The following is a 25,015-nucleotide window of genomic DNA, read 5'->3' as shown; positions in this document are numbered from 1 at the left end:
GTATATGGCAGACCATCCCATCCAAGGTTTAATGAAAACCGCAATGGAAAACTTGAAGGAAATGATTGATGTTAACACAATCATCGGGGATCCGGTTGAAACACCGGATGGAAGCGTGATTTTAACCGTTTCTAAAGTCGGATTCGGATTCGCTGCAGGCGGCAGCGAGTTTGGCGGCAAGCCGGCTGAGAAAAAATCGGAAGACGATGAAACAAGAGAACAAAAACTGCCCTTCGGAGGCGGAAGCGGAGGCGGTGTGTCTATTACGCCGATCGCGTTTTTAATTGTCGGTTCGACTGGCATCAGAATGCTTCATTTAGATGAAAATACTCATTTGATTGAGAAAATTCTAGACGCAGCCCCTCAAACACTGGAACGCATACAGCAAATGTTTAAGAAAAATAACAAGAATCAAAACCAAGGCCAAAATCAAAACCAAAACCAAATGAACAATATGAATTATTAAAGAAGGGTTAACTGCGGCGGCCGCAGTTAACTTTTTTTTGGCATAAACTTTGCAGTTTGCAAGAAACTTTACTATGATAGAGACATACATACGAAAGGGAGGAATTATAATGGCTGAAATTACATTCAAAGGCGGTCCGGTTACGCTTGTCGGACAAGAAGTGAAAGTAGGGGATCAAGCTCCTGATTTCACAGTGCTGACAAACAGCCTTGAAGAAAAATCGTTAGCTGACATGAAAGGAAAAGTAACGATTATTTCTGTTATCCCTTCAATTGACACAGGCGTTTGCGATGCACAAACCCGCCGCTTTAACGAAGAGGCTGCAAAGCTTGGAGATGTCAACATTTACACAATCAGTGCGGACCTTCCATTTGCACAGGCGCGCTGGTGCGGAGCAAACGGAATTGACAAAGTGAAAACTCTGTCAGACCACAAAGACATGTCATTTGGCGAAGCGTTCGGTGTATACATAAAAGAACTTCGTCTGCTTGCGCGTTCCGTATTTGTGCTTGATGAGAACGGAAAAGTCGTTTACGCTGAATATGTAAGCGAAGCAACGAACCACCCGAATTATGAAGAGCCGATTGAGGCTGCCAAGGCATTATTGAAGTAAGCAGGTGAAAAAAGCTCCAGGCTGCCGCCGGAGCTTTTTTCATGGCAAGGAGGAACACATTATGCAAAACGATCATGTAGGTGCGGTATACGGGATGCTGGATGATGCCGCGATCATCATAAAAAATGAATTGCAGATTTCATATATAGAAGCGCTTGCCGAAGCGGGAGAAATGTATTTTCTTGAAAAAACGGATCAGCTGAAGCTGCCGAATGAGAAGGCTGAAAAGCTTCAAGCACTGCTTGAAAAAGCCGAATTTGACACATATGAGCACGAGTGGGTGCGCAAAGCATTCCAGCTAGCCGTCCTAAAGGGATTAAAGGATATATCCCATCCAAACAGACAAATGACGCCGGACACAATCGGGCTTTTTATCAGTTATCTGGTAAATAAGTTTATGGCGGGAAAAAAGGAGTTAACGCTTCTTGATCCGGCTGTCGGAACGGGAAATCTTCTGTTCACCGTGTTAAACCAGCTGTCTGAAAATACGGCGAAAAGCTATGGCATAGAGATAGATGACGTGCTCTTGAAAATTGCCTATGACCAGGCGAACCTTCTGAAAAAAGAGCTGGAACTGTTCCACCAGGACAGCCTCGAGCCGCTGTTTATCGATCCGGTTGACACAGTGATATGCGATCTGCCGGTTGGCTATTATCCGAATGACGAAGGGGCAAAAGCCTTTGAACTGAAAGCGGATGAAGGCCATTCCTTCTCTCATCATTTGTTTATTGAGCAAAGCGTCAAGCATACGAAACCGGGCGGCTACCTGTTCTTTATGATCCCGAATCATTTGTTTGAAAGCTCTCAAAGCGATAAGCTGAAGCAGTTTTTCGAGGACAAGGTTCATATCAATGCATTATTGCAGCTGCCGAAATCAATTTTTAAAGACGAAGCCCATGCCAAAAGTATCCTTGTGCTTCAGAAAACAGATGAAGAGACGAAAGCGCCGAACCAAATTCTGCTTGCGAATCTGCCTTCTTTCTCCAACCAGAAGGCGATGCTCGACATGATGGCGCAAATAGATGCGTGGTTTACTAAGGAAAAATAGAAATGAAAAAACAGTTTGAGCGTCCGTCATATGAGGAAGCTTAAGCTGTTTTTTTGTATGAATATCTGGGGGCAGATAAACGAATTGAATAGGGTTTCAAAACACAAAATACGAAAGGAGAAACTGCAGAATGTAAGCGTTAATCAATGTTAAGCGCATAGGTAATGTGTCTGAAAATAACGACTTCTTTTTGTAAGCGTTATCAATACGTAAGTTGACTTGAAAAGCCGACATGACAATGTTTAAATGGAAAAGTCAGATATTTTTCGGGAGAAAATGATGATTCACCCGGGAAAAAAGTACGAAAAACGAAGATGTTGATACAGAGTAAAAAGGAGCGTCAATCATGTCCAAAATTATTGCAATTAACGCAGGAAGCTCGTCTTTGAAATTTCAGCTTTTCGAAATGCCTTCAGAAACCGTTTTAACGAAGGGCTTAGTTGAACGAATCGGTATCGCCGACAGTGTGTTCACGATTTCTGTAAACGGCGAAAAAAATACAGAAGTAACTGATATACCTGATCATGCGGTAGCGGTTAAAATGCTGCTTAATAAGCTGACAGAATTCGGCATTATCAAAGATTTAAATGAAATTGACGGAATTGGACACCGCGTGGTACACGGCGGAGAAAAATTCAGCGATTCCGTTTTATTAACGGACGAAACAATTCAGGAGATTGAAGATATTTCTGAATTGGCGCCGCTGCACAACCCGGCAAATATCGTCGGAATTAAAGCCTTTAAAGAAGTGCTTCCAAATGTTCCTGCGGTTGCTGTTTTTGATACGGCATTCCACCAGACAATGCCTGAGCAGTCTTACCTGTACAGCCTGCCATACGAATATTATGAAAAATTCGGTATTCGTAAATACGGCTTCCACGGCACTTCACATAAATATGTGACTGAGCGTGCGGCAGAGCTTCTCGGCCGTCCGTTAAAAGATTTACGCCTGATTTCCTGCCACCTTGGTAACGGCGCAAGTATTGCAGCTGTTGAAGGCGGAAAATCAATTGATACATCTATGGGCTTCACGCCGCTTGCCGGTGTTGCAATGGGTACACGCTCTGGAAACATCGACCCTGCCCTGATCCCATACATTATGGAGAAAACAGGCCAGACAGCTGACGAAGTACTGAATACATTAAACAAAAAAAGCGGACTGCTTGGCATCTCCGGTTTCTCAAGCGATCTTCGTGACATCGTTGAAGCAACGAAACAAGGAAATGAGCGCGCGGAAACTGCGCTTGAAGTCTTCGCGAGCCGCATCCACAAATACATCGGTTCTTACGCTGCCAGAATGAGCGGTGTTGATGCGATTATCTTTACTGCCGGTATCGGTGAAAACAGCGTAGAAGTCAGAGAACGCGTTCTTCGCGGTCTGGAATTTATGGGTGTATACTGGGATCCTGCGCTTAATAACGTACGCGGTGAGGAAGCGTTCATCAGCTACCCTCATTCTCCAGTAAAAGTTATGATCATTCCGACTGATGAGGAAGTCATGATTGCACGAGACGTTGTTCGTTTAGCTAAATAATGCAAAAAGCACATTCACTTGAATGTGCTTTTTTGTTGAAGCATCATAAAGGTAGACAAAAATACAAAGAGGTGAGCCAATGAGCGTTCAAGAGCATAAACAAGAAGCACCCGATATTGTCCGGTGCAAAGTGATTACTGTCAGTGATACGAGAACAGAAGAAACGGATAAAAGCGGCAGGCTGATGATCTCATCTTTAGAAGAAGCCGGCCATCAGATTACTGCATATGAAATTGTGAAAGACGAAAAGGATGCCCTGCAGCAGTCTGTCTTAGCGGGATGCATGGATGATCAGACGGACGCGGTCCTCTTAAACGGCGGGACGGGTATTGCAAAGAGGGACGTCACCATTGAAGCCATTTCGCCGTTGTTTTCTAAAGAGCTGCCCGGCTTTGGAGAAATATTCAGGATGCTCAGTTATACAGAAGACATCGGCTCCAGTGCGATCATGTCGAGAGCCGCAGCCGGCGTTATCCAACATACAGCCGTTTTTTCAACGCCAGGCTCCAGCGGTGCGGTAAAGCTGGCGATGAATAAGCTGATTATTCCGGAGATCGCCCATGTGGTCAGAGAAATCAGAAAAGACAAGTAAATGAATAAATACTACGAAACTTCACCCGGAAAAATGGGTGAAGTTTTTTTAATAAAAGGCTTGAAAAAAAGGAACTTACTTGTTAAAGTGTATACATACAAAATGTATTTTTATTAAATATAATTTATTTTTATACAAAAGAAACAGGGTTGAGAGGAGATTTTTATCATGGCAGAACAGAAAAAAGTCGTATTAGCATACTCAGGGGGTCTCGATACTTCCGTCGCGATAAAATGGCTTCAAGAGCAAGGGTATAATGTCATCGCCTGCTGTCTGGATGTCGGCGAAGGCAAGGACTTGGCGTTTGTTCAGCAAAAAGCGCTTGAAGTCGGCGCAACAAATTCTTACGTGATCGATGCAAAAGAAGAATTCGCCCAGGATTACGCGCTGTTATCTTTGCAGGCTCACACGATGTATGAAGGGAAATATCCGCTCGTGTCCGCATTGTCTCGGCCGCTTATTGCAAAAAAATTAGTCGAGATCGCAGAAAAAGAAGAGGCGCAGGCAATTGCGCACGGATGCACAGGGAAAGGAAATGACCAGGTGCGTTTTGAGGTATCAATTAAATCATTGAATCCTGACCTTGAAGTCATCGCTCCGGTTCGGGAATGGCAATGGTCTCGTGAAGAAGAAATTGAATATGCGGCAAGCCGCGGCATTCCGATTCCGATTAATCTTGACAGCCCATATTCCATTGATCAAAACCTCTGGGGACGTGCAAATGAGTGCGGCATTTTAGAAGATCCGTGGGCGGCTCCGCCAGAAGGTGCATACGATTTAACAGCTCCGCTGGAAAAAACGCCGGACACGCCGGAAGTGATTGAAATCGCATTTGAACAAGGCGTGCCTGTATCCATCGACGGCGTCTCTTACTCACTTTCTGAATTAATTTTAAAACTGAACGAAATTGCAGGCGCGCATGGTGTCGGACGTATCGACCACGTGGAAAACCGCCTTGTCGGCATTAAATCCCGTGAAGTATACGAATGCCCGGGTGCGATGACGCTTATCAAAGCACACAAAGAACTGGAAGATTTAACATTAGTGAAAGAGGTCGCGCACTTTAAACCGGCCATCGAACAAAAGCTGTCAGAAATCATTTACAACGGCTTATGGTTCTCGCCTTTAAAAGACGCGCTGCACGCTTTCTTAAAAGAAACGCAAAAACACGTTACAGGCATCGTTCGCGTGAAGCTGTTTAAAGGCCATGCGATAGTTGAAGGCCGTAAATCAGAATACTCTCTATATGATGAAAAGCTTGCAACATATACAAAAGACGATGCGTTTGACCACCATGCGGCAATCGGATTTATCGAGCTTTGGGGACTTCCGACAAAAGTGAACAGCATCGTGAAAAAGAAGGAGCAGATTAAAGCATGAAGAAGCTTTGGGGAGGCCGATTCCAAAAAACACCGGAAAAATGGGTCGACGAATTCGGCGCGTCCATATCATTTGACCAACATTTAGTGACTGAAGACATTACAGGGTCTCTCGCACATGCTGCCATGCTGAAAAAATGCGGTATCCTGACAGAAGAAGAAGAGCTGAAAATCCGTGAGGGACTGAATGCCCTTTTGCAAAAAGCAGAAGACGGGACATTAGAGTTCTCAGTTGATTATGAAGATATTCATTTGAACATTGAGAAAATGCTCATTGACGAAATCGGCCCTCTCGGCGGCAAGCTGCATACCGGAAGAAGCCGGAATGACCAGGTGGCAACTGACATGCATTTGTACTTGAAAAACCATGTCACTCACATTATCGAGCTGATAGAGGCATTTCAAGGCGCGCTCATTGATAAGGCAGAAGCAAATGTTGAAACCATTCTGCCGGGCTACACTCATCTTCAGCGCGCCCAGCCGATTTCATTCGCGCACCATCTGCTTGCGTATTTCTGGATGCTGGAGCGCGACAAGGAACGTTTTCAGGATTCAATGAAGCGGATCAACAAATCTCCGCTCGGCTGCGGAGCGCTCGCGGGTACCACCTTCCCGATCGATCGTGAGTATTCAGCAGAGCTGCTCGGCTTTGATTCCATTTATGAAAACAGCCTCGACGGCGTCAGCGACAGAGACTTCATTCTGGAATTTTTAAGCAACAGCAGCATGCTGATGATGCACCTTTCCCGTTTCTCTGAAGAAATCATTCTGTGGTGCTCGCAGGAGTTTAAATTCATTGAGCTAGACGATACGTACGCAACGGGAAGCAGCATGATGCCGCAGAAGAAAAACCCGGATATGGCTGAGCTGATCCGCGGCAAAACAGGACGCGTGTACGGTGACATGATGGGGCTGTTTACGATCATGAAAGGCCTTCCGCTCGCTTATAACAAAGACCTGCAGGAAGACAAAGAAGGCATGTTTGACACGGTGAAAACGGTCGAAGGCAGCCTGCAAATCTTCACAGGCATGATTCAAACAATGACTGTTAACAAAGACGTCATGAAGCAAGCGACAAAACAAGACTTTTCAAATGCGACGGAACTGGCTGATTATTTAGCGAAGAAAGGAATGCCATTCAGAGAAGCGCACGAAGTGGTCGGAAAGCTTGTGTACACATGCATCGAAAAAGGAATTTATTTAAGCGACATGCCGTTTGACGATTTTCAGAAGGCGAGCGATCTTTTCGAAGAAGATATTTACACTGTTTTGGATCCTTATCATGCGGTCGAAAAAAGAATGAGCGCAGGAGGCACGGGCTTCAAACAGGTAGAGGAGGCGCTCGTAAAGGCGAAAGCTTGTGTGGCTGCCGGAGTTTGTTAAAATTTCCTTCATAAAATCCCGTCTTTATAGCCAACCTACCTCTATAATGATGGGAGGCAGAAGGATGAAAAAAGAACCGGAACGCTATATTTATGATGAACAAGAAAGCCAGGAGACAACAAGGCTCATTTCCGAAGCATATCAAAGCGGTTATGTGGATATCCCGGATCAAGAGCCTTCATCTTCTGCGGAATAAGCTGTCTATTATAGGCAGCTTTTTTTGTATGGCAAAGTGTAAAAAGTGATATTGACGGCCTTTTATAGTAAAGTAGAAGAAGAAACACTTTATTGAAAAGCGGCAACGTTGCTTTGGGAGGTATTCATGTGCGACATGCTTTAATTACTGCCGGTTCGAAGGGATTAGGCCGCAAAGTGACTGAAACATTGCTTGCAAAGGGGTATTCAGTAACAGTGAATTACAGGCAGGATGAAGAGGCAGTAAACCGCCTGAAGGATGCCTGTCCTGATTACCTTGACCGGCTGCAATTTGTAAAAGGTGATGTCACTAAAAAAGAAGATTTGCTGCGCATCGCAGACGCTGCCTTGGACCGCTTCGGGAGAATCGACTTTTTGATTAACAACGCGGGGCCATACATATTTGAACGAAAAAAGTTAGCCGATTATACCGATGACGAATGGTACGGTATGCTGGAAGGGAATTTAAGCGCCGTCTTTCACTTATTCAAAGCAGTTATTCCGGTCATGAGGAAACAGCAATTCGGGCGTATCATCACGTACGGATTTCAAGGCGCGGCACACGCACCCGGCTGGCTTCACCGCTCCGCTTTCGGCGCCGCAAAAGTGGGATTGGCTTCTTTAACAAAAACAATCGCGATAGAAGAAGCTGAATCGGGCATAACCGCTAATATGGTTTGCCCGGGCGACATTGTCGGCGACATGAAGGAAGCGTCAATTGAGGAAGCCAGACAGCGTATCGGCAAAGAAAAAACGCCGATAGGAAGATCCGGCACCGGTGAAGATATCGCCAGAATCATTGCCTTTTTGTGCGAAGAGAACTCAGACCTGGTAACAGGAACTGTAATTGAAGCAACCGGGGGCCTCAATGTGATTAACAAGAATCAATCCACATAAGTTTTTCAGCATCTTAAAGAGGGAAAATGAAACATCAAAAACAAAGTGACGAGGTGAAGGAAATGAAAGTAACGTATCACGGACATTCTGTAGTTGCAGTAGAAACGAATGACCACCATATTTTATTTGACCCGTTTTTGACAGGAAATTCGTTAACCGACTTGAAGCCGGAGGATGCAAAAGCGGACGCTATCTTATTGACTCACGGCCACAATGACCACGTGGGCGACACTGAGCAAATCGCAAAGCAAAATAACGCGCTGGTTGTGGCACCGAATGAGCTGGCTGTATATTTGGGATGGAAAGGGTTAAATGTTCACCCTATGCACATCGGCGGCTCCCATCAGTTTGATTTTGGGAAAGTGAAGCTTACACAGGCCTTTCATGGATCTGCCATATCTGACGAAGAAAATAAAACGATCACCTACACAGGCATGCCATCCGGTATTCTGCTGACTGTCGAAGGCAAAACAATCTTCCACGCCGGCGATACGGCTCTTTTCTCTGACATGAAGCTGATCGGGGAGCTGAACCATATTGATCTTGCCTTCCTGCCGATCGGCGACAATTTTACGATGGGGCCTGAAGACGCCAAGCTAGCTGCAGAATGGCTGCGGGCAAAACAAGTTGTGCCGGTTCATTACAATACATTCCCGGTCATCGAGCAAGACCCGGAAGCATTTGCAGACAGCCTGCCGGGCGGAGTCGGAAAAGTCATGGCCGTCGGTGAAACGATCGAGCTTTAAACGCTGAAAGCATCTCCTGACAATCAGGAGATGCTTTTTATTTTCCTGCCTCATTGCGAATCAATCATCCGAGCCCTTATAATAAAAGCAGAAGACTGTCCCTTAGAGGTGAAAGGTTTGGCAACTAAGCATGAACAAATTTTAACATATATTGATTCGCTGCCTGTCGGTGAAAAAATTTCTGTGCGGAGAATCGCAAAGGAAATGAAAGTAAGTGAAGGCACGGCGTACAGAGCCATCAAGGAAGCAGAGAATAAAGGCTTTGTCAGTACGATTGAACGTGTCGGAACAATCAGAATTGAACAAAAGAAAAAAGAAAATATCGAAAAGCTTACCTATGCAGAGGTTGTAAACGTCATAGACGGACAAGTGCTCGGAGGCCGGGCCGGACTCCATAAGACATTAAATAAATTTGTCATAGGCGCAATGGAGCTGGACGCGATGATGCGGTACACCGCAGCCGGGAATCTTTTGATTGTCGGAAATCGAATCAATGCACACAGACAGGCGCTTGAGGCAGGCGCCGCTGTACTTGTAACGGGCGGATTTAACACAGATGACAGCATCGTGCAGCTGGCAGACGAGCTTGAGCTGCCGATTTTATCCACGAGCTATGACACCTTTACAGTCGCCGCTATGATTAACCGGGCGATTTATGACCAGCTGATCAAAAAAGAAATCGTTCTGGTGGAGGACATTTTAACGCCCGCTGACCGTACGATATATCTTTCACCCAAGGATAAACTTGAAAAATGGTACGAGAAAAATTTTGAAACGGGCCATGGGCGTTTCCCGGTTGTCGACGAACAAATGAAAATCCACGGGATCTTGACCTCGAAAGATATCGCAGGTCACGACCGGAATGCACCCATTGAAAAAGTCATGACAAAAAATCCGGTTACGGTTATTGGAAAAACGTCTGTCGCCTCAGCGGCGCAAATGATGGTATGGGAAGGGATCGAAGTGCTTCCCGTCACTGACGGACACCAAAAGCTCATTGGCATGATCAGCCGCCAAGACGTGCTGAAAGCTCTTCAAATGATTCAAAAGCAGCCTCAAGTCGGGGAAAAGCTTGATGATATCGTCTCAAGAGGATTTAAAGATGAGGATGAGGATAAACAGGATCAGACGGTTTATCAGTATGAAGTAACACCGCAAATGACAAATCAGCTGGGGACGATTTCTTATGGCGTGTTTACGACCATTTTGACGCAAGCGGCCAATCGGTTTTTGCGCTCGAAAAAACGCGGCGAACTAGTGATAGAAAGCATCACCATTTTCTTTTTGAAGCCTGTGCAGATGGAGTCGGTCATCGAAGTCAAGCCGCGCATTTTAGAGGCTGGAAGAAAGTTCGGAAAAATGGAAGTTGAAGTGCACAGCCAAGGCCATATCGTATCTAAAGCAATGCTGATGGTTCAGCTGATGGAAAGAAGCTAAGGGACGTCTCAGGCGCCCCTTACGCGTGATCTCTTTCAGCTTCTTTGGCGTGAAGGGGATTGTAATGGCTGTAGGCTTTATAACCTGCCCATGCGCTTCCGGCTCCGATGACGATAAAGATGCCGCCGATTACTAGCGTTAATACTGAATGGAATAATATCATTTGATTGAGTCCGTAAAACAGCACCAGCGATCCTAATGCCATGCTAGATTTTGCTGAAAAGATTTCTTTTTCCAAAGATTGCTTTGCCCGTACGCCTTTTACTTTATAGTACACATAAAAGCAGGCTGAAAGCCCAATCAAAAAAACAAGAACCAGCATAAATGAAATCCTCCATCGTAAAAGTTTACAAACCCATTCTATACAAAAACGGGCTTGGTTTTGACGTTATTTTTCTTTTCCGTCGGCAGAGAATGTGATTTAATGAAAAAAAACAATAAAGGAGTATCAAATGAAAACAGAATTGATCAGAACCATATCATTATATGACACGATTATCTTACATAGACATGTGCGCCCTGACCCGGATGCCTACGGATCTCAGTGCGGACTTACGGAAATCCTGCGTGAAACGTATCCGGAAAAAAATATTTTTGCGGTCGGCACACCAGAACCGTCCCTTTCTTTCTTATATACCCTCGATGAGGTGGACGATGAAACATATAAAGGCGCCCTTGTGATCGTCTGCGATACAGCAAATCAGGAAAGAATCGACGATCAGCGTTATTTATCAGGCGCCAAACTAATGAAAATCGACCACCATCCGAACGAAGATCCTTACGGCGATCTTCTGTGGGTCGATACGAATGCAAGCTCAGTAAGTGAAATGATTTACGAGCTGTATTTAGAAGGGAAAGAGCACGGCTGGAAGCTGAATACAAAAGCCGCAAAGCTGATCTATGCCGGCATTGTCAGTGATACCGGACGCTTCTTATTTCCGAATACAACGGAAAAAACATTAAAATATGCAGGCGAGCTTATTAAGTATCCGTTCTCTTCTTCAGAGCTGTTTAATCAATTGTATGAAACAAAACTGAATGTGGTGAAGCTTAACGGCTATATCTTTCAAAATGTGTCTTTGTCTGAAAATGGCGCTGCTTCTGTTTTCATCAAAAAGGATACTCTTGAAAGGTTCGGCACAACGGCTTCTGAAGCGTCGCAGCTTGTCGGGACGCTTGGAAATATCTCAGGTATTCGCGCATGGGTGTTTTTCATAGAAGAAGACGATCAAATCAGAGTCAGATTCCGTTCAAAGGGGCCTGTTATTAACGGACTCGCCCGGAAATATAACGGCGGAGGGCATCCTCTGGCTTCAGGCGCCTCCATTTACAGCTGGGATAAAGCGGAACAGATTTTAGCTGATCTGGAGACGTTATGTAAAGAACACAAGTAGAGGGGAGACCCTCTCTCTTAGTGTTCATCTGTGACGGGGATGAACCAGCAGCCGAACTCAGTAAGGTCCTCGTAGACTTGGAGATTGTGAGATTGAAGTTCTTTTTTGATGAGGGAAGCGAGTGAGTTTGTTTCGGCATATGCAGAAAAACCTTGTCTGAGTCGGGCTGCTTGATCTTTTGCTAATTGACGGTCACTGTAAACCTCCATTTCCCTTCCTCCTCCTTTCGCTATTAAGCCTCATTTATAGTTTATAAAAAAGAATGGGAAAAAGCGACAGGAGTTTGAAAAATTTAAAAAAATTCCATATTTACGTCGCGAATGATATTTCGATTTCTACCGAAAGCCTTGTGTAAATAATTAATTCCTTGACGGCTGCCTCATATTTTTTTTCATTGATCGTATAGACTTTATTTTCAATTGTCCGTTTTAAAAGCTCCTTCGTTTTATAGACGCTTTCTATATCCTTTGTAATGACCTCTGAAATATCATCCTTCACATGCTCCTCGAATTTTGTTTTATCAGGCTGCGAGATTTTATATTTTTCTCCATTCAGCAATTTGACATCGACGCTTTGAATAAGCAGTTTTCTTTTATTGTCTTCATTTAGTTTGTGGAGGTCTTCCTGATAGATGGAAATTTGGTCGTTCAAGTCTTTGACGTGCTCTTTTTGTTTTTCGATGAGGGAAACCTGCTCCTCCTGGAATGTTCCGTATGTAAACAGGAAAAAAAACCAGCTGATCACGGCTCCGCACATCATACCAGCAAAAAAACGCTGCCATCCCGGTTTCTTGTAATGCTGCGGCACTCTCATGAAGAAATATGCTCCTGCGTCAGCCATGAAATAATAAGCCAGCCGCTTTGCGCACCGCCCATGGCCGAGATAATGAGAAGAATCTGCTTGAATAAATCTCTCGTATTGCCTTCAAGAATACCCCGTTCAAAGCTGTATACCGCATCGAATGTACCGCCGATAGCGGCGACCAGCGCCCATATTTTTAATCTGTTCGCAAGCTTTGTAATGACCGTAAGCGGGGCTTCGCCTGCCAAATATGCTCCAAGGCCTCCGATGAGTGCGCCTCCAATCAGCACCCCTAATGCAATAAAATAACTGTTGATAAAATTTACCATAAAACCAGCTTCCTGATCCATCTTGATCACCTCACCTTTTATATCATATTGAGCATTCGGGACAAGTATGATGACGACTCGAAAAAGAACATTTGTTTCTTTTGAAAACCCGACTTATAATGAAGAAAGAAATGGATCGTAATGGAGAAAGAGGTGATAGCATGTCTTTTGTTCACCTGCAAGTGCATAGCGGGTACAGCCTGCTAAACAGCGCCGCGGCTGTGGAAGAGCTCGTCAGTGAAGCTGACAGGCTCGGATATGCGTCTTTGGCGCTGACAGATGATCATGTCATGTACGGAGCTATACAATTTTATAAAGCATGCAAGGCGAGGGGGATCAACCCGATTATCGGCTTGACGGCTTCTGTTTTCACAGATGATGACGAGCTCGAAGCCTACCCGCTCGTCCTGCTGGCAAAATCAAATACAGGCTATCAAAACCTGCTGAAAATCAGCAGCGTCCTGCAATCGAAATCAAAAAACGGCCTGAAGCCAAAATGGCTTAACAGCTATCGCGAAGGCATTATTGCGATCACCCCCGGCGAGAAGGGTTATATTGAAATGCTGCTTGAAGGAGGGCTGTTTGACCAGGCCGCTCAAGCCGCACTTCATTTTCAGTCTATATTCGGAAAAGGTGCTTTTTATTTATCCTTTCAGCCGTTTAAAGAAAATAAATTCTTATCTGAGCAAATCCTCCGGCTGTCTGAAGAAACGGGAATTCCGGTCACGGCGACAGGCGATGTTCATTATATAAGGAAAGAAGATCAGGCTGCCTATCGCTGTTTGAAAGCGATAAAGTCAGGTGAAAAACTCACTGAGGCATCAAACGAAGAGATGCCGGATCTCGACTTGAAATCCATTGATGAAATGCGTGTTATATACCAAGAGCATCCTGAGGCATTGCAAGCATCTGTTGAGATTGCAGAACAATGCCGGGTTGACGTCAGTCTGGGACAGACCCGCCTGCCGTCATTTCCTACTCCAGACGGTACATCCGCGGATGATTATTTGACGGATGTTTGTATGACAGGGCTTCGCAGCCGCTTCGATACACCAGATGAACAGTATATTCGACGTCTTCAATATGAACTTGATGTCATCAAGCGGATGAAGTTCAGCGATTATTTTCTGATCGTATGGGATTTTATGAAACACGCCCATGAAAAAGGGATTGTGACAGGACCGGGAAGGGGTTCTGCGGCGGGATCGCTCGTGGCTTATGTCCTCTATATCACGGACGTTGATCCGATCAGGCATCACCTGCTGTTTGAGAGGTTTTTAAACCCGGAACGGATCAGTATGCCGGATATTGATATCGACTTTCCGGATACGAGAAGGGACGAGGTCATTCAATACGTTCAGCAGAAATACGGCGAAATGCACGTCGCGCAGATTATTACCTTCGGGACGCTGGCGGCAAAAGCGGCGCTTCGGGACGTCGGAAGGGTATTCGGTGTAAGCCCGAAGGAAGCGGATCAGCTTGCGAAGCTCATACCTTCAAGGTCGGGCATGACCTTGGATGATGCGAGAAAACAATCGCCGGAGCTGAATAAGCGACTCAGTGAGTCAAGTCTGCTTCAGCAAGTGTTTACGATTGCCAGAAAAATAGAAGGTCTTCCGAGACATACGTCAACCCACGCGGCCGGCGTTGTCTTAAGTGAGGAACCGTTAACTGATGTTGTCCCGCTTCAGGAAGGACATGAAGGGATCTATTTAACGCAATACGCGATGGATCACCTCGAAGATCTGGGCCTTTTGAAAATGGATTTCTTGGGCTTGCGCAACCTGACACTCATCGAGTCGATCACTTCAATGATTGAAAAAGAAAAAAATATTAAAATAGATCTTTCGAGTATTTCCTATCAAGACGAAAAAACATTCTCTCTGCTGTCAAAAGGGGATACGACAGGGATTTTCCAGCTTGAATCCTCAGGGATGAGAAGCGTTTTGAAAAGGCTTAAGCCTTCAGGATTAGAAGATATTGTCGCGGTAAACGCACTGTACCGGCCTGGTCCGATGGAAAATATTCCGTTATTTATTGACCGTAAACACGGGCGCGTGCCGGTTCATTATCCTCACGAAGATTTAAGAGGGATATTGGAAGATACGTATGGCGTCATCGTTTATCAGGAGCAAATTATGGTGATTGCATCGCGTATGGCAGGATTTTCTTTAGGTGAGGCGGACCTGCTCAGACGTGCAGTCAGCAAAAAAAAGAAAGATATTCTTGACCGAGAGCGAAGCCATTTTGTTGAAGGGTGCTTAAAAAAGGAGTATTCTGTAGACACTGCAAATGAAGTCTACGATTTAATCGTCAAATTCGCAAACTATGGCTTCAACAGAAGCCATGCGGTGGCATACAGCATGATCGGCTGCCAGCTTGCGTATTTGAAGGCTCATTATCCTTTATATTTTATGTGCGGATTGCTTACAAGCGTCATTGGCAATGAGGATAAAATAGCTCAATATCTTTACGAAGCGAAGGGGAGCGGGATTCGTATCCTTCCTCCGTCAGTGAACAAAAGCAGCTATCCGTTTACAGTTGAAGACGGAGCTGTCAGGTACAGCCTCCGTGCGATAAAAAGTGTAGGCGTCTCAGCAGTCAAAGATATATATAAAGCAAGAAAAGAGAAACCATTTGAAGATCTTTTCGATTTCTGCTTTCGCGTGCCGTCAAAAAGCGTAAATCGCAAAACGCTTGAAGCACTCATATTTTCCGGTGCAATGGACGAATTCGATCAAAACCGGGCTACGCTGCTTGCATCGATTGACGTTGCGTTAGAGCATGCCGAGCTATTCGCCGCGGATGATGACCAAATGGGATTGTTTTTAGATGAATCGTTTTCCATTAAACCGAAGTACGTGGAGACCGAGGAGCTTCCGCTTGTGGATATTCTTGCATTTGAAAAAGAAACGCTCGGTATTTATTTTTCAAATCATCCGCTCTCTGCCTTTCGAAACCAGCTGACAGCGCGCGGAGCGGTATCCATTCAGCAGGCTCAGCAGGCTGTTAAAAAGCAGGTTTCACTCGGTGTCCTGTTGTCGAAAATCAAAACGATTCGGACAAAAACAGGTCAAAACATGGCGTTTTTAACGTTAAGTGATGAGACCGGCGAAATGGAAGCCGTTGTGTTCCCTGAACAATTCAGACAGCTTTCCCCGGTTTTAAGAGAGGGCGCTCTATTGTTCTCAGCAGGGAAATGTGAAATCAGGCAGGAAAAAGTCCAGTTTATTATGTCCAGAGCGGAATTGCTGGAAAATATGAATGCTGAAAAAGCGCCATCGGTTTATATGAAGATAGAAAGCAGTCAGCACAGTCAGGAGATCCTGACAAAGATCAAGCGCATTTTGCTGGAGCATAAGGGGGAAACCGGCGTTTATCTCTATTATGAAAGGCAAAAACAGACGATAAAGCTTCCTGAGGCGTTCCATATCGATGCGGATCACCAGGTGTTATACCGCTTAAAAGAGCTGTTAGGTCAAAAAAACGTCGTTTTAAAACAGTGGTAACCATTCGCTTTTTGTTATACAATTGGAGCAATTATGTTACTCTGTTTAAATATTCTGATAGATCAACTCCGCAGAATGCAGCAATCAATGCAGCAGCATACGAATCAAAAAATTCCATTAAGGAGTGTTTAGGAGAATGTCATTAAGAGAAGAAGCATTACATCTGCATAAAGTGAACCAGGGGAAGCTCGAATCCAAATCTAAAGTAGAGGTTAAAAATGCGAAAGATTTAAGCCTTGCTTATTCCCCGGGTGTAGCAGAACCATGTAAGGATATTCATGAAGACATTAACAAAGTATATGATTATACAATGAAGGGGAACATGGTAGCAGTCGTGACAGACGGTACAGCTGTGCTCGGCCTTGGAAATATCGGCCCTGAAGCCGCACTTCCTGTTATGGAAGGTAAAGCCGTTCTTTTCAAAAGCTTTGCCGGCGTAGACGCGTTCCCGATTGCTTTAAACACAAACGATGTTGATAAAATCGTTGAAACTGTAAAATTGCTTGAACCGACATTTGGCGGCGTCAACCTTGAAGATATCGCGGCGCCAAACTGCTTCATCATTGAAGAGCGTCTGAAAAAAGAAACGAACATCCCTGTTTTCCATGACGATCAGCACGGTACTGCCATTGTAACCGTAGCAGGTCTTGTAAACGCGCTGAAACTGTCTGGAAAATCCATGTCATCCATTAAAGTTGTCGCAAACGGCGCGGGTGCGGCTGGCATTGCGATTATCAAGCTTCTTCATCATTATGGCGTTCGCGACATTGTGATGTGCGATTCCAAAGGGGCCATTTATGAAGGGCGCCCGAACGGCATGAACGATGTTAAAAACGAAGTGGCGAAGTTCACAAACCAAGACCGCAAAGACGGTTCTCTGAAAGATGTCATCGTTGATGCTGACGTATTTATCGGTGTCTCTGTAGCAGGCGCGTTAACAAAAGAAATGGTTCAAAGCATGGCAAAAGATCCAATTATCTTTGCAATGGCAAATCCAAATCCGGAAATTATGCCGGAAGATGCGCGTGAAGCTGGAGCGAGCGTTATCGGAACAGGCCGTTCAGATTTTCCGAACCAAGTAAACAATGTGCTTGCCTTCCCGGGAATTTTCCGCGGAGCTCTTGACGTGCGCGCTACTCACATTAACGAAGAAATGAAGATTGCAGCGGTTGAAGCCATTGCTTCACTAGTATCAGACGATGAGCTTAGCCCAGAGTACGTCATCCCTGCACCGTTTGATAAACGTGTTGCGCCTGCTGTGGCTAAGGCTGTGGCGAAAGCGGCGATGGAAACAGGTGTGGCAAGAATTACTGTAGATCCTGAAGAAGTTGCAGAAAAAACCAGAAAACTTACGATTATTGGCGAATAATTTTAATTCATTCCAAAAATGGCAGCGCGTTGGCGGAGACCGGCGCGCTGTTCTCAAGTTAAACTTGCGGCTGAAATTTTTTTGGGGCCAGGACTTAAAAAAATTTCAGCCGAGTTTAACATGATTTTTGAATACGTTACCAACCCTACTGGTTCAACGATTTATCAGGTTTATCATGAGTCTGTCCGCACGCGTATGCGGATAAAAAGTTGTCGAATTGAGGATGACAGCGTTTGACAAAAAAAGTACAATAGTTTCGGTAAAGTTATTAGCAAGTCTATCTGTCTGGATGGCATGCGGTGAAGAGAACCCTTCACAAAAGGGAGGTAATCATTTGTTAAAGGATATATTCACTAAAAAGAAAAAGTATGCTTCCGTACCGTCAGATCAAGCGAAGCACGATGTTCCGGAAGGCATTATGACAAAATGTCCTAAGTGTAAAAAAATCATGCTCACTAAAGAGTTGGATAAAAATATGCGAGTATGCATGAACTGCGATTATCATTTCCCAATGAATGCAAAACAGCGTATCGAAAGCTTGATGGATGAACAGTCCTTTGAGGAATTCAATCAGGGGATGTTATCGGAAAACCCGCTCGGTTTCCCGGGATATCTGGAAAAGCTTGAAAAAGATCGCGAGAAAACATCCTTAAACGAGGCTGTTGTCACAGGCAAGGGCACCATCGGGGGATTTCCTGCTGTTGTCGCGGTAATGGATTCTTCATTCCGTATGGGCAGCATGGGCTCTGTCGTCGGCGAAAAAATCACGCTTGCGATTGAAAAAGCAAAAGCGGATAAAGTTCCGTTTATTATCTTTACTGCTTCCGGCGGTGCAAGGATGCAGGAAGGCATATTAAGCCTTATGCAAATGGCAAAGACAAGCTCTGCCTTAAAATTATTCAGTGAGGAACAGGGTCTCATTATCTCAGTCATGACGCATCCGACTACCGGCGGGGTATCGGCAAGCTTTGCTTCTCTTGGCGATTATAATTTCGCGGAGCCCGGCGCGCTGATCGGTTTTGCCGGAAGAAGGATTATCGAACAGACAATAGGCGAAAAACTGCCGGAGGACTTCCAAACGGCGGAATTCTTATTAAAACATGGACAGCTTGATGCGGTTATTCACCGCGACGACATGAAAAAAACGTTAGAGAATCTGCTGGATATGCATCAAACAGGAGGTGACATTGAGTGGCTGCAAGATTAGAATTTGAAAAACCGGTGATTGAACTGCAAACCAAAATCGCCGAATTAAAAAAATTCACCCAGGATTCGGAAATGGATCTGAGTGCAGAAATCGAACGGCTTGAAGACCGTCTAGCTAAGCTTCAGGATGATATTTATAAAAATCTGAAGCCTTGGGACCGTGTTCAAATCGCACGTCTGCCGGACCGTCCGACAACACTTGATTATATTCATTACCTGTTTACAGACTTTTTTGAATGTCACGGCGACAGAGCGTACGGAGACGATGAAGCCATTGTCGGCGGTATTGCCAAGTTCCACGGCCTGCCTGTGACAGTTATCGGTCATCAGCGCGGAAAAGACACGAAGGAAAACCTGGTCCGCAACTTTGGAATGCCTCATCCTGAGGGCTATCGTAAAGCGCTTCGTCTGATGAAACAGGCTGATAAATTTAACAGACCGATTATCTGTTTTATTGACACGAAGGGGGCATACCCTGGACGAGCAGCTGAAGAGAGAGGACAAAGCGAAGCAATCGCCAAAAACCTGTTTGAAATGGCCGGTCTTAGAGTGCCTGTTGTTTGTATCGTCATCGGCGAAGGCGGAAGCGGCGGAGCTCTAGGTTTAGGTGTGGGCAACCACTTGCATATGCTGGAAAACTCTACTTATTCTGTTATTTCTCCGGAAGGTGCTGCGGCACTCTTATGGAAGGACTCCAGTCTTGCCAAAAAAGCGGCGGAAACAATGAAAATCACTGCCCCTGACTTAAAAGAATTAGGTATTATAGATCATATGATAAAAGAAGTAAAAGGCGGAGCGCACCACGATATTAAGCTGCAGGCAAGCTACATGGATGAAACCCTTAAACAATCGTTAAAGACTTTGCTGAAGCTGAATGAAGAAGAATTAATTCAGCAGCGCTATGAAAAATACAAAGCAATTGGGAAAGTATCGATTGAAGATCAATATATCGGGGTAAACTAAATAAACGTGAAGCCTTTGGCTCACGTTTATTTTTTGTGACATTCCTTAAATTTTATTTAAAAACAATTTATTTAATTGTATAATAGGTAAGGTTTCATAGGGAGGATGGAGATCCCTTTTCATTGTTTTTAGGGCAATGATCATGTTATGTTTTAATCATATATGTTTGCTGAGGTGAATGGAGAATGAAACGTATAGGGGTATTGACGAGCGGCGGGGATTCCCCGGGAATGAATGCAGCAGTTCGCGCAGTTGTCAGAAAAGCGATTTATCATGACGTTGAAGTTTACGGCATTTATAACGGATACTCAGGATTGATCAACGGAAAGATTGAAAAGCTAGAGCTCGGTTCTGTAGGTGATATTATTCATCGCGGAGGAACAAAGCTTTATACAGCAAGATGTCCTGAATTCAAAACGGTTGAAGGCCGTGAAAAAGGGATCGAAAACTTGAAGAAGCTGGGTATCGAAGGGCTTGTCGTTATCGGCGGAGACGGCTCATATATGGGTGCGAAGAAATTAACGGAGCACGGGTTTCCATGTGTAGGTGTACCGGGTACAATTGATAATGACATTCCGGGTACTGATTTTACAATCGGTTTCGACACAGCTTTAAATACAGTAATTGACGCAATTGATAAGATCCGCGATACAGCGACTTCTCATGAACGTACATATGTGATCGAAGTGATGGGCCGCCACGCCGGCGATATTGCATTATGGGCCGGACTTGCAGGCGGCGCGGAATCAATCTTGATCCCTGAGGCTGATTACGACATGCACGAAATCATTGCCCGGTTAAAACGCGGCCATGAGCGCGGGAAGAAACACAGTATTATTATCGTTGCCGAAGGTGTAGGCAGCGGTGTTGAATTCGGGAAACGCATTGAAGAAGAAACAAATCTTGAAACTAGGGTATCTGTATTAGGCCATATCCAGCGCGGCGGTTCCCCAAGTGCTGCTGACCGTGTTCTGGCAAGCCGACTTGGCGCGTATGCGGTTGAACTGCTGCTTGAAGGAAAAGGCGGACGCTGTGTAGGTATACAAAACAATAAGCTTGTAGACCATGATATTATAGAAATACTGGATCAAAAACACACAGTTGAGCAAAACATGTATCAGCTTTCAAAAGAACTGTCTATTTAAGAATGCAGCAGAAGGCTGAAGATTTCAGAAGGAAGTGAACGAATTGAGAAAAACAAAAATTGTTTGTACCATCGGTCCGGCAAGTGAAAGTATTGAAATGCTTACGAAATTAATGGAGTCAGGAATGAATGTGGCTCGTTTAAATTTTTCTCACGGAGATTTTGAGGAGCACGGAGCACGTATTAAAAATATCCGCGAAGCGAGCAAAAAGCTCGGCAAAAACGTCGGAATCCTGCTTGATACAAAAGGCCCTGAAATCCGTACACATACAATGGAAAACGGTGCTATTGAGCTTGAAACAGGCAAAGAGCTTATCGTTTCAATGGACGAGGTAGTTGGAACAACTGACAAGATTTCAGTAACGTATGAAGGTTTAGTAGAGGACGTTGAAAAAGGCTCAACGATTCTTTTAGATGACGGGCTTATCGGTCTTGAAGTACTTGAAGTGAATGCCGCTAAACGCGAAATCAAAACAAAAGTACTAAACAACGGAACACTGAAAAATAAAAAAGGCGTTAACGTGCCGGGTGTCAGCGTCAACCTTCCTGGTATTACTGAGAAAGACGCGAGAGATATCGTTTTCGGTATTGAGCAAGGCGTAGATTTCATCGCTGCGTCTTTTGTACGCCGTTCTACTGACGTGCTTGAAATCCGTGAACTTCTTGAGGAGCATAATGCTCAGGATATTCAAATTATCCCTAAAATTGAAAACCAAGAGGGCGTAGACAACATCGATTCTATTCTCGAAGTGTCTGACGGCTTAATGGTTGCGCGCGGAGACTTAGGTGTGGAAATCCCGGCTGAAGAAGTGCCGCTCGTGCAAAAAGACCTGATTAAAAAATGCAACGCACTGGGCAAACCGGTTATTACAGCGACACAAATGCTTGACAGCATGCAGCGCAACCCGCGTCCGACTCGTGCGGAAGCGAGTGACGTCGCAAACGCAATTTTCGACGGCACAGATGCGATCATGCTTTCTGGTGAAACAGCTGCCGGAAACTATCCGGTTGAAGCGGTTCAAACGATGCACAACATCGCATCCCGTTCTGAAGAGGCGCTGAATTACAAAGAGATTCTTTCAAAACGCAGAGACCAGGTAGGCATGACGATTACTGATGCAATCGGCCAATCGGTTGCACATACGGCCATTAACTTGAATGCTACTGCGATTGTGACTCCGACTGAAAGCGGCCATACAGCGCGTATGATTGCTAAATACCGCCCGCAGGCACCGATTGTCGCTGTGACTGTAAATGAGTCTGTTTCCAGAAAGCTCGCTCTTGTATCCGGCGTTTTCGCAGAAAGCGGTCAAAATGCAAGCTCAACTGATGAGATGCTGGAAGATGCTGTGCAAAAATCATTACACAGCGGAATTGTGAAAAATGGTGATCTGATCGTCATTACAGCAGGCACTGTCGGTGAGTCAGGAACAACGAATTTGATGAAAGTTCATACTGTCGGCGATATCATCGCTAAAGGCCAAGGTATCGGCCGCAAATCAGCTTACGGTCCGGTTGTCATTGCGCAAAACGCGAAAGAAGCCGAACAAAAAATGACTGACGGCGCGGTTTTGGTTACAACTAGCACTGACCGTGACATGATCGCGTCTCTTGAAAAAGCGTCTGCCCTTATTACAGAAGAAGGCGGCTTGACAAGCCATGCTGCAGTAGTCGGATTAAGCCTCGGCATTCCGGTTATTGTTGGTTTGGAAAATGCGACATCCATTTTGACAGAAGGCCAGGATATTACGGTTGACGCTTCTAGAGGGGCAGTCTACCAAGGCCGTGCAAGTGTACTTTAATTACATCTGAAAATGGGAAGGGAGCGTATTCCCTTCCTTTTCTCTATTTGTCACTATTTTTGAACTAAGGCGTTTTACACATGTGGGGGGCTGGAGATGAGGTTTTTATTTTTGCTTTTTATTGTGTTTCCGGCAATTGAAATCGGCATATTTCTATTTTCGGGCAAGCTGATCGGCATTCTTCCGACGGTCCTTTTAATGATTCTGACCGGAATCATTGGGGCAGCAGCTGCCAAAAAACAAGGAACTGAAGTCTACTTCAAGGTTCAGCGTGACCTTCAATACGGCAAGATGCCTGGTGAAGCGATTGCTGACGGCCTGTGCATCTTTATTGGCGGCCTTTTGCTGATGCTGCCAGGCTTTTTATCAGACCTGGCCGGCGCATGCCTGCTTATCCCGTTCACCCGCAGCTGGTGTAAGCCGATCCTGTTCAAATGGCTGAGAGGCATGTCGAAGAACAAGCGGATCATTATAAAATAAAAACGGCAGCCTGCATTATGGGCTGCTGTTTTATTTTTGCTGGACAGTGATGTAGGACCATATTTCCTTTAAGGCACCTGTTGTAATAAAAGCCTGGATGACGACGAGAACGGCAGGACCGGCAATCAGTCCTAAAAATCCGAACAATTTAAAGCCTGCAAAGAGGGCAATGAGTGTTGCCAGCGGATCGATTCCGATTGATTTACTTAATATTTTGGGCTCTGTCAGCTGCCGCTGAACGAGTACGACAAGGTACAGCACACCAATTCCAATTGCTTGAGGAAGCTGGCCTGTAATCGATAAATACAAAATCCACGGCACGAAGACGGATCCTGCTCCTAAATACGGGAGAAGGTCGACTAGCCCGATTAAAAAAGCAATCGTTGCTGCATGTTCAACCTTTAAGAGAGAAAGACCGATGAATACAATGACCATCGTAAGAAATACAAGAACAGCCTGTGCTTTAATGAAACCGGTCATTGCTTTTTTCAGCTCGCTGCTGATCGCCTTTCCGTTTGCTGTTATTCGATCCGGCAGCACTGAAACGAGCACCGCTTTCAGCTTGTGCCAATCCTTTGTCATGAAAAATGTAGCAAGAAGTGAAAATATCAAAACAGCCGCGGTATTCGGAAGCAGCGCGAAAAACTTCGGGATCATTTCAAGAATGTGAGACAGCAGCAGTCCTGCGTTTTTGGCAGCGGAATCTCCAAGTGTCTGAATGTGAGTGACGATGGAAGCCTGCTGGTTGGTCTCCAATTCATGAAATAAAACGGTCAGTTCGTGATAGAGCGGCTGGATATGAGTGGTAAACAGTTTTTCACAATAAGAGATAAATGTGCTGATATGCGGAGGAAGGGTTTTTGCAAGATATGCAGTCCCTGTTACGATTTCTGCTACCACAATGGTCAGCACACCGAACGCCGCGAGCAGAAAAAAGGCAAGCACGCCGATGACATTTAAAGTTCGCGGGAATCCCGTCACCTTGTCCAAGTAGTCTACAACAGGGTGAATCGCTGTTGAAAGAATAAGGGCAATGAGGAACGGATATGTTAACGGAAACGAATAATAAACAGCGGCTGCTGACCCGGCTGTAAGCGACACGACAAAGAGGGTTCGGAAAAAAATAGTGATATAGGATTGATTCACAAAAACGATCCTCCTCTCGTCAGCATGTCCTATTGTTATGTTTATTCACGGTACGGCTGTATATGAATACATTCATCTTAAAGGAGGGATGACGCGTGTTTACACAAGCGAATTTATTTTTAATATTACTCTTGGCTATTGCACTTATCGCAAAAAATCAATCGCTGCTTTTTGCTGTATCCGTCCTTTTGATCATAAAAATCGTGGGACTTGACCAAAAAATTTTTCCGACTATCCAGTCAAAAGGCATCAACTGGGGCGTGACCGTCATCACAATTGCTGTTCTTGTTCCAATCGCCACAGGAGAGATTGGATTTAAACAGCTTGGTGAGGCAATGCGTTCTTCTTACGCCTGGATTGCACTGGGGGCGGGAATTGCCGTTGCGCTGATTGCCAAAAATGGCCTGACTCTGCTGGAAAACGATCCTCACATCACCACTGCTCTTGTCATCGGTACCATTCTCGCCGTCGCGCTTTTCGGCGGAGTCGCAGTGGGTCCGCTGATCGGAGCGGGGATTGCTTATATTGCGATGCAGCTCGTAAAACTGTTCACTTCATGAAAAAAGCGGCTTGCTGCCGCTT

25 protein-coding genes are annotated in these 25,015 nt (G+C 45.0%); 20 read left to right on the top strand and 5 right to left on the bottom strand.

Going from position 1 to position 25,015, the window contains the following annotated elements; all coding sequences use genetic code 11:
* The first annotated feature begins 4 nt into the window (after positions 1-4).
* From ytfJ to P3L57_RS14390, 11 genes are all read left to right on the top strand, one after another.
* On the top strand, positions 5-466 hold the full coding sequence (ytfJ, locus tag P3L57_RS14440; RefSeq protein WP_044153853.1) for a GerW family sporulation protein: 462 nt from the start codon (positions 5-7) through the stop codon (positions 464-466).
* Between the two features lie 109 nt (positions 467-575).
* On the top strand, positions 576-1,079 hold the full coding sequence (tpx, locus tag P3L57_RS14435; protein ID WP_059293423.1) for a thiol peroxidase: 504 nt from the start codon (positions 576-578) through the stop codon (positions 1,077-1,079).
* Between the two features lie 61 nt (positions 1,080-1,140).
* Positions 1,141-2,127: a class I SAM-dependent methyltransferase gene (locus tag P3L57_RS14430; protein ID WP_069487067.1), complete on the top strand. Its 987-nt coding sequence runs from the start codon at positions 1,141-1,143 to the stop codon at positions 2,125-2,127.
* 346 nt (positions 2,128-2,473) lie between these two features.
* Entirely contained in the window at positions 2,474-3,661 is a 1,188-nt protein-coding gene (locus tag P3L57_RS14425) for an acetate kinase (protein ID WP_024122488.1), read from the top strand.
* 79 nt (positions 3,662-3,740) lie between these two features.
* Positions 3,741-4,253: a MogA/MoaB family molybdenum cofactor biosynthesis protein gene (locus P3L57_RS14420; protein WP_069487068.1), complete on the top strand. Its 513-nt coding sequence runs from the start codon at positions 3,741-3,743 to the stop codon at positions 4,251-4,253.
* A gap of 168 nt (positions 4,254-4,421) precedes the next feature.
* A complete protein-coding gene (locus tag P3L57_RS14415; RefSeq protein WP_024122485.1) occupies positions 4,422-5,633 on the top strand; it encodes an argininosuccinate synthase in 1,212 nt (403 codons plus the stop codon).
* A complete protein-coding gene (gene argH, locus P3L57_RS14410) occupies positions 5,630-7,015 on the top strand; it encodes an argininosuccinate lyase (RefSeq protein ID WP_059293426.1) in 1,386 nt (461 codons plus the stop codon). Before P3L57_RS14415 ends, argH begins: the two co-directional genes overlap by 4 nt.
* A gap of 64 nt (positions 7,016-7,079) precedes the next feature.
* Positions 7,080-7,211 carry a hypothetical protein gene (locus tag P3L57_RS14405; RefSeq protein ID WP_010335290.1) on the top strand — a complete coding sequence of 44 codons (132 nt, stop codon included), beginning with the start codon at positions 7,080-7,082 and terminating at the stop codon, positions 7,209-7,211.
* 128 nt (positions 7,212-7,339) lie between these two features.
* Positions 7,340-8,107, top strand: a complete 768-nt coding sequence (locus tag P3L57_RS14400; RefSeq protein ID WP_044153857.1) for an SDR family oxidoreductase — start codon at positions 7,340-7,342, stop codon at positions 8,105-8,107.
* 62 nt (positions 8,108-8,169) lie between these two features.
* Entirely contained in the window at positions 8,170-8,853 is a 684-nt protein-coding gene (locus P3L57_RS14395) for a metal-dependent hydrolase (protein ID WP_044156693.1), read from the top strand.
* A gap of 117 nt (positions 8,854-8,970) precedes the next feature.
* Entirely contained in the window at positions 8,971-10,290 is a 1,320-nt protein-coding gene (locus P3L57_RS14390) for a CBS domain-containing protein (protein WP_044153858.1), read from the top strand.
* A 19-nt stretch (positions 10,291-10,309) separates the two neighbouring features.
* On the opposite strand, the gene P3L57_RS14385 is transcribed toward P3L57_RS14390, so the two are convergent.
* Complete coding sequence (locus P3L57_RS14385; RefSeq protein WP_024122467.1) at positions 10,310-10,612, bottom strand: YtpI family protein; 303 nt, start codon at positions 10,610-10,612, stop codon at positions 10,310-10,312.
* A gap of 130 nt (positions 10,613-10,742) precedes the next feature.
* Between P3L57_RS14385 and nrnA the strand changes: the two genes are divergently transcribed.
* Complete coding sequence (gene nrnA / locus P3L57_RS14380) at positions 10,743-11,684, top strand: bifunctional oligoribonuclease/PAP phosphatase NrnA (RefSeq protein ID WP_024122466.1); 942 nt, start codon at positions 10,743-10,745, stop codon at positions 11,682-11,684.
* A gap of 17 nt (positions 11,685-11,701) precedes the next feature.
* On the opposite strand, the gene P3L57_RS14375 is transcribed toward nrnA, so the two are convergent.
* From P3L57_RS14375 to ytrH, 3 genes are all read right to left on the bottom strand, one after another.
* The gene (locus P3L57_RS14375; protein ID WP_010335284.1) at positions 11,702-11,893 is read right to left on the bottom strand and encodes a YtzJ family protein; all 192 of its coding nucleotides are present in this window, start codon (positions 11,891-11,893) and stop codon (positions 11,702-11,704) included.
* Positions 11,894-11,993: 100 nt separating this feature from the next.
* Complete coding sequence (gene ytrI, locus P3L57_RS14370; RefSeq protein ID WP_024122465.1) at positions 11,994-12,497, bottom strand: sporulation membrane protein YtrI; 504 nt, start codon at positions 12,495-12,497, stop codon at positions 11,994-11,996.
* A complete protein-coding gene (ytrH, locus tag P3L57_RS14365) occupies positions 12,494-12,835 on the bottom strand; it encodes a sporulation membrane protein YtrH (protein WP_024122464.1) in 342 nt (113 codons plus the stop codon). The genes ytrI and ytrH overlap by 4 nt, the downstream gene beginning before the upstream one ends.
* A 140-nt stretch (positions 12,836-12,975) precedes the next feature.
* Between ytrH and dnaE the strand changes: the two genes are divergently transcribed.
* From dnaE to P3L57_RS14330, 7 genes are all read left to right on the top strand, one after another.
* A complete protein-coding gene (gene dnaE, locus P3L57_RS14360) occupies positions 12,976-16,323 on the top strand; it encodes a DNA polymerase III subunit alpha (protein WP_277617446.1) in 3,348 nt (1,115 codons plus the stop codon).
* 136 nt (positions 16,324-16,459) lie between these two features.
* On the top strand, positions 16,460-17,692 hold the full coding sequence (gene ystJ / locus P3L57_RS14355; protein WP_044153862.1) for an NADP-dependent malic enzyme: 1,233 nt from the start codon (positions 16,460-16,462) through the stop codon (positions 17,690-17,692).
* A 334-nt stretch (positions 17,693-18,026) separates the two neighbouring features.
* Positions 18,027-18,899 (top strand): acetyl-CoA carboxylase, carboxyltransferase subunit beta, encoded by an 873-nt coding sequence (gene accD, locus P3L57_RS14350; RefSeq protein ID WP_044153863.1) that lies wholly within the window; start codon positions 18,027-18,029, stop codon positions 18,897-18,899.
* The gene (gene accA / locus P3L57_RS14345) at positions 18,884-19,861 is read left to right on the top strand and encodes an acetyl-CoA carboxylase carboxyl transferase subunit alpha (protein ID WP_024122460.1); all 978 of its coding nucleotides are present in this window, start codon (positions 18,884-18,886) and stop codon (positions 19,859-19,861) included. The genes accD and accA overlap by 16 nt, the downstream gene beginning before the upstream one ends.
* A gap of 185 nt (positions 19,862-20,046) precedes the next feature.
* Positions 20,047-21,006 (top strand): 6-phosphofructokinase, encoded by a 960-nt coding sequence (pfkA, locus tag P3L57_RS14340; RefSeq protein WP_044153864.1) that lies wholly within the window; start codon positions 20,047-20,049, stop codon positions 21,004-21,006.
* Positions 21,007-21,049: 43 nt separating this feature from the next.
* On the top strand, positions 21,050-22,807 hold the full coding sequence (pyk, locus tag P3L57_RS14335) for a pyruvate kinase (protein ID WP_044153869.1): 1,758 nt from the start codon (positions 21,050-21,052) through the stop codon (positions 22,805-22,807).
* A 96-nt stretch (positions 22,808-22,903) separates the two neighbouring features.
* Positions 22,904-23,287 carry an FxsA family protein gene (locus P3L57_RS14330; protein WP_024122457.1) on the top strand — a complete coding sequence of 128 codons (384 nt, stop codon included), beginning with the start codon at positions 22,904-22,906 and terminating at the stop codon, positions 23,285-23,287.
* Positions 23,288-23,317: 30 nt separating this feature from the next.
* On the opposite strand, the gene ytvI is transcribed toward P3L57_RS14330, so the two are convergent.
* Positions 23,318-24,433, bottom strand: coding sequence for a sporulation integral membrane protein YtvI (ytvI, locus tag P3L57_RS14325; protein ID WP_069487071.1), 1,116 nt, complete (start codon positions 24,431-24,433; stop codon positions 23,318-23,320).
* 95 nt (positions 24,434-24,528) lie between these two features.
* On the opposite strand from ytvI, the gene P3L57_RS14320 reads away from it, so the two are divergent.
* Entirely contained in the window at positions 24,529-24,993 is a 465-nt protein-coding gene (locus P3L57_RS14320) for a DUF441 domain-containing protein (protein WP_044153881.1), read from the top strand.
* The last annotated feature ends 22 nt before the right edge of the window (positions 24,994-25,015 follow it).

The sequence above is a fragment of the Bacillus sp. B28 genome, from assembly GCF_029536185.1.
In the GTDB taxonomy this organism is placed as follows: domain Bacteria; phylum Bacillota; class Bacilli; order Bacillales; family Bacillaceae; genus Bacillus; species Bacillus halotolerans.
This window is presented reverse-complemented; position numbering and strand designations above follow the sequence as displayed.

What these genes read in the sequence shown, in the direction of transcription:
- ytrH (WP_024122464.1), bottom strand. Translation starts at nt 12,835, where the DNA reads ATGGATCAGGAAGCTGGTTTTATGGTAAATTTTATCAACAGTTATTTT.
- P3L57_RS14405 (WP_010335290.1), top strand. Translation starts at nt 7,080, where the DNA reads ATGAAAAAAGAACCGGAACGCTATATTTATGATGAACAAGAAAGCCAG.
- P3L57_RS14430 (WP_069487067.1), top strand. Translation starts at nt 1,141, where the DNA reads ATGCAAAACGATCATGTAGGTGCGGTATACGGGATGCTGGATGATGCC.
- tpx (WP_059293423.1), top strand. Translation starts at nt 576, where the DNA reads ATGGCTGAAATTACATTCAAAGGCGGTCCGGTTACGCTTGTCGGACAA.
- ytrI (WP_024122465.1), bottom strand. Translation starts at nt 12,497, where the DNA reads ATGAGAGTGCCGCAGCATTACAAGAAACCGGGATGGCAGCGTTTTTTT.
- P3L57_RS14385 (WP_024122467.1), bottom strand. Translation starts at nt 10,612, where the DNA reads ATGCTGGTTCTTGTTTTTTTGATTGGGCTTTCAGCCTGCTTTTATGTG.
- ystJ (WP_044153862.1), top strand. Translation starts at nt 16,460, where the DNA reads ATGTCATTAAGAGAAGAAGCATTACATCTGCATAAAGTGAACCAGGGG.
- nrnA (WP_024122466.1), top strand. Translation starts at nt 10,743, where the DNA reads ATGAAAACAGAATTGATCAGAACCATATCATTATATGACACGATTATC.
- P3L57_RS14330 (WP_024122457.1), top strand. Translation starts at nt 22,904, where the DNA reads ATGAGGTTTTTATTTTTGCTTTTTATTGTGTTTCCGGCAATTGAAATC.
- argH (WP_059293426.1), top strand. Translation starts at nt 5,630, where the DNA reads ATGAAGAAGCTTTGGGGAGGCCGATTCCAAAAAACACCGGAAAAATGG.
- P3L57_RS14420 (WP_069487068.1), top strand. Translation starts at nt 3,741, where the DNA reads ATGAGCGTTCAAGAGCATAAACAAGAAGCACCCGATATTGTCCGGTGC.
- ytfJ (WP_044153853.1), top strand. Translation starts at nt 5, where the DNA reads ATGGCAGACCATCCCATCCAAGGTTTAATGAAAACCGCAATGGAAAAC.
- P3L57_RS14395 (WP_044156693.1), top strand. Translation starts at nt 8,170, where the DNA reads ATGAAAGTAACGTATCACGGACATTCTGTAGTTGCAGTAGAAACGAAT.
- P3L57_RS14425 (WP_024122488.1), top strand. Translation starts at nt 2,474, where the DNA reads ATGTCCAAAATTATTGCAATTAACGCAGGAAGCTCGTCTTTGAAATTT.
- dnaE (WP_277617446.1), top strand. Translation starts at nt 12,976, where the DNA reads ATGTCTTTTGTTCACCTGCAAGTGCATAGCGGGTACAGCCTGCTAAAC.
- P3L57_RS14375 (WP_010335284.1), bottom strand. Translation starts at nt 11,893, where the DNA reads ATGGAGGTTTACAGTGACCGTCAATTAGCAAAAGATCAAGCAGCCCGA.
- P3L57_RS14415 (WP_024122485.1), top strand. Translation starts at nt 4,422, where the DNA reads ATGGCAGAACAGAAAAAAGTCGTATTAGCATACTCAGGGGGTCTCGAT.
- pfkA (WP_044153864.1), top strand. Translation starts at nt 20,047, where the DNA reads ATGAAACGTATAGGGGTATTGACGAGCGGCGGGGATTCCCCGGGAATG.